Source organism: Mycobacterium sp. (assembly GCF_025965855.1).
Classification (GTDB): domain Bacteria; phylum Actinomycetota; class Actinomycetes; order Mycobacteriales; family Mycobacteriaceae; genus Mycobacterium.
This window is the reverse complement of sequence record NZ_JAOPWB010000224.1, coordinates 1-8,068: the sequence shown is the minus strand read 5'-3', so window position 1 is coordinate 8,068 and position 8,068 is coordinate 1. Positions and strand designations below refer to the sequence as shown.

Below are 8,068 nucleotides of genomic sequence, written 5' to 3'. Positions count from 1 at the left end.
GTCGTCGGGGCCCGCCGCACCGCCGAGGAGCTCGGCCGCGCATTCGCCGGCACGCCGGTCGTCACCTCGGCGGGCGAGGACATCGTGGCGGAGGTCGCCGCCCGCCCGGCGCTGGTGGTCGCCACTCCGGGCGCCGAACCCCGCGCGGCGGGCGGGTACGGGGCGGCGCTGCTGCTGGACACCTGGGCGCTGCTGGGCCGGCAAGACCTGCGCGCCGCCGAGGACGCCCTGTGGCGCTGGATGAGCGCCGCCGCGCTGGTGCGTGCCCGCGGCGACGGCGGCGTGCTGGTGGTGGTCGCCGAATCGTCCATTCCCACGGTGCAATCGCTGATCCGTTGGGATCCGGTGGGGCACGCGGAGGCCGACCTGACGGCGCGGGCCGAGCTCGGGCTGCCGCCCAGCGTGCACATGGCGGCCATTGACGGAACGGCCGGCGCCGTCGCGGCGCTGCTCGAACAGGCCCGGCTGCCCGACCGGGAGAATTTCCAGGCCGACCTGCTCGGCCCGGTGGACCTGCCGTCGGGCGTGCGCCGCCCGGCCGGTACCCCCGCCGGCGTGCCCGTGACCCGAATGCTGGTGCGAGTCAGCCGCGCGCAGGGCCTGGCGCTCGCGGCCGCTCTGCGGAGCGGCGTCGGCGTGCTCAGCGCGCGGCAAAACCACGAGCCGGTGCGGGTGCAGATCGATCCGCTGCACATCGGGTAGCCAATCGCGTAGGCAAATGCTTCCCTACGGCGATAGTATGCGTGGGAAATAATTCCTGATCTCGATATTAGAAGGCTGTTACACTTTCTACTCTTTAGCCCCCGGATGGCTCGGGGAGGCCTTGGAAAAGGCTCAGAAAGGGGCGCGATGGCGGCGGACAACGCGACGGCAGCCGACGAGTCTTTGGATGTGATCACCGACGCGCTGCTGACGGCGTCCCGTCTGCTGGTGGCCATCTCGGCGCGCTCCATCAGCCAGGTCGACGAGACGATCACGATTCCGCAGTTCCGGACCCTGGTCATCCTGTCCAATCGGGGCCCGGTCAACCTGGCCACGCTGGCAAGCCTGCTGGGCGTCCAGCCCTCGGCGACCGGCCGGATGGTCGACCGGCTCGTGGCCGCCGGGCTGATCGACCGCCTCCCGCACCCCACCTCCCGGCGCGAGCTGCTCGCCGCGCTGACCAAGCGCGGGCGCGAGGTCGTCCGCCGGGTCACCGCGAACCGGCGCGCCGAGATCGCCGCCATCGTGGAGAAGATGCCGCCGCTGGAGCGCCACGGGCTGGTGCGGGCCCTGACGGCGTTCACCGCCGCCGGCGGCGAGCCCGACGTCCACCTGGACGCGGACCTCGACTTGTAGGCGCCTCCCGTTACGGGCCTGACTCACCGCCTCTCGGCCGTGACCAGAAGGTACTCCCACCGCATGCCGCCATCGCCCAGGTGCTGGTGCGCGAGTTCGAGGAGTTGGGCGTCGAGCTCGGCGCCCAGGACCCGGTTGCGGCCGATGTTCGCGTACGCCTCGATCGTCGGGCCGTAGTGGTTCTTGAAGTAGGCGTGCACGGCCTCGGGGCCGTCGAACCGGTTCACTCTGAGGTTGCGCCGCAGCATCGTGACGCGGCCGACCCGATCGCCCAGCAGCCCGGCGACGTAGCCCTCGCGACCCCACAGCGCCGCCGGGGGCACCGCCGGCGACAGGCTCGGCCGATACGGCCTGATGGCGGCCAGCATCCGGCCGAAGAATCCCTCCGGGGTCCAGCTGATCACGCCGATCGTCCCGCCCGGCCGGCACACCCGGATCAGTTCGTCGGCGGCGCGCTGGTGGTCCGGCGCGAACTGCACGCCGATCGCCGAGATCACCGCGTCGAACTCGCCGTCGCCGAACGGCAGCGCGTGCGCATTGGCTTCCCGGTAGTCGAGCGTCAACCCCAGCGCCGCCGCGCGCGCCTGGGACCGCCGCAGCAAGTCGGGCGTGAGGTCGGTGGACACGACGTCGGCGCCCGTCGCGGCGGCGGGCAGCGAGATGTTGCCGGAGCCGGCGGCGACGTCGAGCGCCCGCACACCCGGTCCGATGCCCGCGGCGGCGACCAGGGTCGGACCCAGCGGCGCCATCACTTCCTCGGCCATCAGGGCGTAGTCACCCATCGCCCACATCGCGCGATGCGTGGCCGCAAGGTCGTCGTGGGTGGTGGTGTCGAGAGTCATCGGACCTCCTTGAATAGAAACCCTCAGCAATAGTAGCTATGAGAAACAATATACTGACGCAACTGTATGAATCCTGGGCATGTCCTGCGGAGATCCGGTGCTTCCTAGACTTGTGCGCGTGCGTCTCGTCTTCGCCGGCACCCCGGAACCCGCGCTGCCCGCGCTGCGCCGCCTCGTCGACTCACCGCGGCACGACGTGGTCGCGGTGCTGACCCGGCCCGACGCCGCCGCCGGCCGGCGCGGCAAGCCCGAGCCGTCACCGGTGGCCCGCGAGGCGCTTGACCGCGGAATCCCGGTGCTGCGGCCGGCGCGGCCCAATTCGCCGGAGTTCGTCGCCGAGCTGTCGGAGTTGGCGCCGGATTGCTTCCCGGTAGTGGCCTACGGCGCCCTGCTGCGCGACGACCTGCTCGCGGTTCCCCCGCTGGGCTGGATCAACCTGCACTTCTCGCTGCTGCCCGCCTGGCGCGGCGCGGCACCGGTGCAGGCCGCGATCGCCGCGGGGGACGCCATCACCGGGGCGACCACATTCCGGATCGAGCCGAGCCTGGACTCCGGACCGGTGTACGGGGTCGTCACCGAGAAGATCCGGCCGACCGACACCGCGGGGGATCTGCTTGAGCGCCTTGCCCTTTCGGGGGCGGAGCTGTTGTCGGCCACGCTGGACGGCATCGCCGACGGGACGCTGACGCCGCGGCCGCAACCCGCCGACGGGGTCAGCATGGCGCCGAAGATCACCGTTGAACAGGCCCGGGTGCGCTGGGACCTGCCGGCGCCGGTCGTGGAACGCCGGATCCGCGCCGTCACGCCCAACCCGGGCGCCTGGACGGTCATCGGTGGCCTGCGGATCAAGCTCGGACCCGTGCAGATCGACCAGGCTCCAATGCCCTTGCCGCCCGGCGTCATTCACGCTGGCCGCAAGAGTGTGTGGATCGGCACGGGCTCGGAACCGGTGCGGCTGGGCCAGATTCAGCCGCCCGGCAAGAAGTTCATGAACGCCGTCGACTGGGCGCGCGGCGCCCGCCTCGACGTAGCCGCGAGGGCGTCATGAGCCCCCAGCCGCGTAAGCCGCGCCGGCCGCTGGACCCCGCGCGTGCCGCGGCGTTCGAGGTGATTCGGGCCGTCAGCGAGCGCGACGCGTACGCGAACCTGGCCCTGCCCGCACTGCTGCGCCAACGCGGAATCAGCGGCCGCGACGCCGCTTTCGCCACCGAGCTGACCTACGGCACCTGCCGCACCCGGGGCCTGCTCGACGCGGTCATCGGCGCGGCCGCCAGACGATCGCCGGAAGCCATCGACCCGGTGCTGCTCGACCTGCTCCGGCTCGGTGTCTACCAGTTGCTGCGTACCCGGGTCGACGCCCACGCGGCGGTGTCCACCACGGTCGAGCAGGCCGGGATCGAATTCGATTCGGCCCGAGCGGGTTTCGTCAACGGCGTGCTGCGCGCCATCGCCGGCCGGGACGAGAAGTCCTGGGTCGACGAGCTGGCCCCCGATCGGTCACGGGATCCGATCGGGCACGCCGCGTTCGTGCACGCGCACCCGCGCTGGGTCGCCCAGGCATTCGCCGATGCGCTCGGGACGGCCGCGGGCGAACTCGACGCGGCGCTGGCCAGCGACGACGCGCGGCCTCAGGTGCACCTGGCGGCGCGCCCGGGAACGCTGACCGCCGCCGAGCTGGCCGAGGCGGTGGGTGGCACCGTCGGCCGGTATTCGCCGTACGCGGTGTACCTGCCGGGCGGGGATCCCGGGCGGCTGTTATCGGTGCGTGACGGCGCCGCGCTGGTCCAGGACGAGGGCAGCCAGCTGGTGGCCCGCGCGCTGACGCTGGCGCCGGTCGACGGCGACACCGGACGTTGGCTGGACCTGTGCGCCGGGCCGGGCGGCAAGACCGCGCTGCTGGCCGCGCTCGGCTCGAGCCGGCACCCAGGCTCGGGGGCTCGCGTCACGGCGGTGGAGCCGTCGCCGCGTCGCGCCGACCTGGTGGCGGAGAACACCCGCGGGCTGCAGGTCGACGTGGTGCGGGTCGACGGGCGGCAGAGCGGTCTCGAGCCGGGCTTCGACCGGGTGCTCGTCGACGTGCCCTGCACCGGACTCGGCGCGTTGCGGCGCCGGCCGGAGGCCCGTTGGCGGCGTCAGCCGGCCGATGTGCCGGCGCTGGCCAAGCTGCAACGCGAGCTGCTGGCGGCCGCGATCGCGCTGACCCGGCCCGGCGGCGTGGTGCTGTACGCGACCTGCTCGCCGCACCTCGCGGAAACCGTTGGGGTGGTTGGCGACGCGCTGCGCCGTCATCCGGTGTCCGCGCTGGACACCCGGCCGCTGTTCGAGCCCGTCCACGAGGGGCTGGGGGAGGGACCGTACACGCAGCTCTGGCCGCACCGGCACGGCACCGATGCGATGTTCGCCGCCGCGCTGCGTCGCGCCTGAAGTGAGGTTGGCCGCCCGGCTGCGTAATCTGTCGCTCATGCCTCGCAGTAGCGCGGGACCCCTGATCGCCCCGTCGATCCTCGCCGCCGATTTCGCCCGACTCGCCGACGAAGCGGCCGCCGTGCGCGGCGCCGACTGGTTGCACGTCGACGTGATGGACAACCACTTCGTGCCGAACCTGACCATCGGCCTGCCGGTGGTGGAGGCGATGCTGGCCACCACCACCATCCCGATGGATTGCCATCTGATGATCGACAATCCGGATCGATGGGCACCGCCCTACGCCGAAGTGGGCGCCTACAACGTCACCTTCCACGCCGAGGCGACCGACAATCCCGTTGGGGTGGCCCGCGACATCCGCGCCGCCGGCGCCAAAGCCGGGATCAGCGTGAAACCGGGGACTCCGCTGGAGCCCTACCTGGAAATCCTGCCGCACTTCGACACCCTGCTCATCATGTCGGTCGAGCCCGGGTTCGGCGGACAGAGCTTCATCCCCGAGGTGCTCGGGAAAGTCCGCGCCGCGCGCAGGCTGATCGAGGCGGGGGAGTTGACGATCCTGGTCGAGATCGACGGCGGCATCAACGAGGACACCATCGAGCAGGCCGCCGAGGCCGGCGTCGACTGCTTTGTCTCCGGGTCGGCGGTGTACGGGGCGGAGGACCCGGCGGCCGCGGTAGAGGCGTTGCGGCGACAGGCCGCCGCCGTGTCAGCGCATCTGCGCGCATGAACGAGCCCCAATCGGTCGACAGCCTCGACGCGGCGATGCGCCTGGCGATCGAACACTCCTACCAGGTCAAGGGCACCACCTATCCGAATCCCCCGGTCGGGGCGGTCATCGTGGATCCGCAGGGCCGGGTGGTCGGCGTCGGCGCCACCGAACCCGCCGGCGGCGACCACGCCGAGGTGCTGGCTTTGCGACGGGCCGGCGGTCTGGCCGCCGGCGGCATCGCGTTCGTCACCCTCGAGCCGTGCAATCACTACGGCAAGACGCCGCCATGCGTCAACGCGCTGATCGAAGCCAGGGTGAGCACGGTGGTCTACGCCGTCGGCGACCCCAACGCGATCGCGGGCGGGGGCGCGGGCCGGCTGCAGGCCGCGGGCGTGCAGGTGCGGTCCGGTGTGCTGGCTGACCAGGTGGCCGCCGGCCCGCTGCGCGAGTGGCTGCACAAGGTGCGGACCGGGTTGCCGCACGTGACATGGAAGTACGCCAGCAGCGTCGACGGCCGTAGCGCCGCCGCCGATGGCACCAGCCAGTGGATCTCCAGCGAGGCTTCCCGGTTGGACCTGCATCGCCGGCGCGCCATCGCCGACGCCATAGTGGTCGGCACCGGCACGGTGCTGGCCGACGATCCGGCGCTGACCGCCCGCCTGGCCGACGGCTCGCTGGCCAACCGCCAACCGTTGCGAGTGGTGGTGGGGATGCGCGAAATACCACCGGAGGCAAAGGTTCTCAACGACGATTCGCGCACCATGGTGATTCGCACCCGCGATCCCATGGAGGTCATCAAGGCGCTGTCGGACCGCACCGACGTCCTACTGGAGGGTGGTCCCACCCTCGCCGGCGCCTTCCTGCGGGCCGGGGCGGTCGACCGCATCCTGGCCTATATGGCGCCGATGCTGGTGGGTGGTCCGGTCACGGCCGTCGACGACGTGGGGGTGCCCACCATCGCGCGGGCGCTGCGCTGGCAGTTCGACGGGATCGACCGGGCCGGCCCCGATCTGGTGCTCAGCCTGGTCCCGCACACCGGCTAGCGCTCAGGGGGCGGGCGCCGGGTTTACCGCGGCCCGCTCCTGCTCGGCGACTTCCGGTTCCTCGGCGTGTTGCTTGCGCCCACTGACCAATAGGCCCAGCAGCGCTCCCACCACACAAATGCCAACGGTGACCTTGAAGATGTCGCCGTACATCGCCGCGAACGCCTTGATGTACATCGAACCCTGGGCCATCACGCGTTCCAGCAGGCTGGCATCCGGGGGGATCGCCGCCGTCAACCCGGCCACGATCTGGTTGAACCGGTAAAAGCCCCAGGCCGTCAGCGCGGCCACACCGATCAGCATGCCGGTCATGCGGGCCACCACCACCGCCGCCGAGGCGATGCCGTGTTGTGCGGCCGGGACCACCCGCAGGGCCGCCGACGACAGCGGCCCGATCACCAGGCCAAGTCCGAGGCCGGCCACCAACAGGTCGGCGTGGATTGTCGGCACGCTGAACAACCCGAAGACGTTGAGCTGGTGCCCCAGCACGTCTTCTCGCCAGTAATGGATCAGCCAATACCCATAGGCGGCGATGAGCAGCCCGACGAAGATCATTATTCGGTCGCCGATCCGGGTGGCGATCCAGCCACCCAGCACCGCGCCGATCGGCAGCGCGATGAGGAACCACAGCAGCAGCCCGGCCGCCTGGTTCTGATTCATCTGCAGCACGCCCTGCCCGAACAGCTCCACGTCGACCAGCGTCACCATCAGCGCCGCACCCGCGCACAGCGAGGCGCCCAGCGCGGCCAGGAAGGGCAGGAAGCGCACGCCGGCCGGGTCGATCAGCCGGGTGCGCGAGAAGCGCTCCCAAATCACGAAAGCCACCGCGGCGACGATCGCGCCGAGCACCAGTGGCAACCCGTAGCTCGGTAGCACGTGCTTGCCGTCGGGACTGGGGTTGTACAGGCCGATCACCGCGAGGCCCAGCGCGATTGCGAGCAGCAGGCCACCGACCAGGTCGATCCGTTCCGGCTCCTCGGTGCGTTCCCGCGACGGCAGGCTGAACTGGATCATCACCATCGCGATCAGCGTCAGCGGGACGTTGATCCAGAACACGTATCGCCAGTCGTGGAACAAAAAGACGATGAAGATGCCATAAAGCGGACCCAGCACGCTGCCGAGTTCCTGCGCGGCGCCGATCCCGCCCAGCACGCCGGCGCGGTTGCGCTGCGACCACAAGTCGGCGCCCAGCGCGAGGGTGACCGGCAGCAGGGCGCCGCTGGCCACGCCCTGGATGGTCCGGCCGGCGATCAACAGATGGAAGTCGCCGAAATGACCGGCCAGCGCGGTGACCACCGAACCGACGATGAAGAGGGCCAGGGCGGCCTGCAGCAGCAGCTTGCGACCGAATCGGTCCGAGGCCCGGCCCAGCAGCGGCATGGCCGCTATGTAGCCCAGCAGGTACATCGTGACGATCCAGGTGATCCGCTGCAGCTGATTAACCGGGATCCCGACGTCCTGCATGATGTCGCGCATGATCGTGACCACGACGTAGGTGTCGAGGGCCCCCAGCAGCACCGCAAGGCTGCCCGCGCTGATCGCGACCCGGCGTCCCGCCTGAGTGCTCATGAGGTAACCGGGGCTTGGTGACGTTGACCGGCGCGCCCCAGTTGGACATGGTCATCTGCAGGGTGTTGCCGGGGCTCTTTTCCAGGGTGGCCTGCACCAGCTGGTGGTCGCCGTTCTCCTGGATCCACACGGTGCCCGGGACC

Annotated in this window: 7 protein-coding genes and 2 pseudogenes; 6 read left to right on the top strand and 3 right to left on the bottom strand. The window is 71.1% G+C overall.

Annotated elements, in window-relative coordinates; all coding sequences use genetic code 11:
• Positions 1 to 702: pseudogene (locus JWP83_RS19125) on the top strand (primosome assembly protein PriA); the annotation flags it as partial.
• Positions 703 to 849: 147 nt separating this feature from the next.
• On the top strand, positions 850 to 1,338 hold the full coding sequence (locus JWP83_RS19120) for a MarR family transcriptional regulator (RefSeq protein WP_297733041.1): 489 nt from the start codon (positions 850 to 852) through the stop codon (positions 1,336 to 1,338).
• A 23-nt stretch (positions 1,339 to 1,361) separates the two neighbouring features.
• Here JWP83_RS19120 and JWP83_RS19115 read toward each other — a convergent pair whose 3' ends face one another.
• Positions 1,362 to 2,180, bottom strand: a complete 819-nt coding sequence (locus tag JWP83_RS19115; protein WP_297733038.1) for a methyltransferase domain-containing protein — start codon at positions 2,178 to 2,180, stop codon at positions 1,362 to 1,364.
• A gap of 118 nt (positions 2,181 to 2,298) precedes the next feature.
• On the opposite strand from JWP83_RS19115, the gene fmt reads away from it, so the two are divergent.
• The 4 genes from fmt to ribD are packed head-to-tail and all read left to right on the top strand — an operon-like array spanning position 2,299 to position 6,356.
• Positions 2,299 to 3,228, top strand: a complete 930-nt coding sequence (gene fmt / locus JWP83_RS19110) for a methionyl-tRNA formyltransferase (protein WP_297733036.1) — start codon at positions 2,299 to 2,301, stop codon at positions 3,226 to 3,228.
• Entirely contained in the window at positions 3,225 to 4,604 is a 1,380-nt protein-coding gene (locus tag JWP83_RS19105; protein ID WP_297733033.1) for an RsmB/NOP family class I SAM-dependent RNA methyltransferase, read from the top strand. The genes fmt and JWP83_RS19105 overlap by 4 nt, the downstream gene beginning before the upstream one ends.
• Positions 4,605 to 4,632: 28 nt before the next feature.
• A complete protein-coding gene (gene rpe, locus JWP83_RS19100) occupies positions 4,633 to 5,331 on the top strand; it encodes a ribulose-phosphate 3-epimerase (protein WP_297733044.1) in 699 nt (232 codons plus the stop codon).
• The gene (gene ribD, locus JWP83_RS19095; RefSeq protein WP_297733030.1) at positions 5,328 to 6,356 is read left to right on the top strand and encodes a bifunctional diaminohydroxyphosphoribosylaminopyrimidine deaminase/5-amino-6-(5-phosphoribosylamino)uracil reductase RibD; all 1,029 of its coding nucleotides are present in this window, start codon (positions 5,328 to 5,330) and stop codon (positions 6,354 to 6,356) included. The genes rpe and ribD overlap by 4 nt, the downstream gene beginning before the upstream one ends.
• A 3-nt stretch (positions 6,357 to 6,359) precedes the next feature.
• Here the strand turns inward: ribD and JWP83_RS19090 are convergent, their stop codons facing one another.
• Positions 6,360 to 7,925 (bottom strand): MFS transporter, encoded by a 1,566-nt coding sequence (locus JWP83_RS19090; RefSeq protein WP_297733027.1) that lies wholly within the window; start codon positions 7,923 to 7,925, stop codon positions 6,360 to 6,362.
• Positions 7,926 to 7,935: 10 nt separating this feature from the next.
• Positions 7,936 to 8,068: pseudogene (locus JWP83_RS19085) on the bottom strand (LppX_LprAFG lipoprotein); the annotation flags it as partial.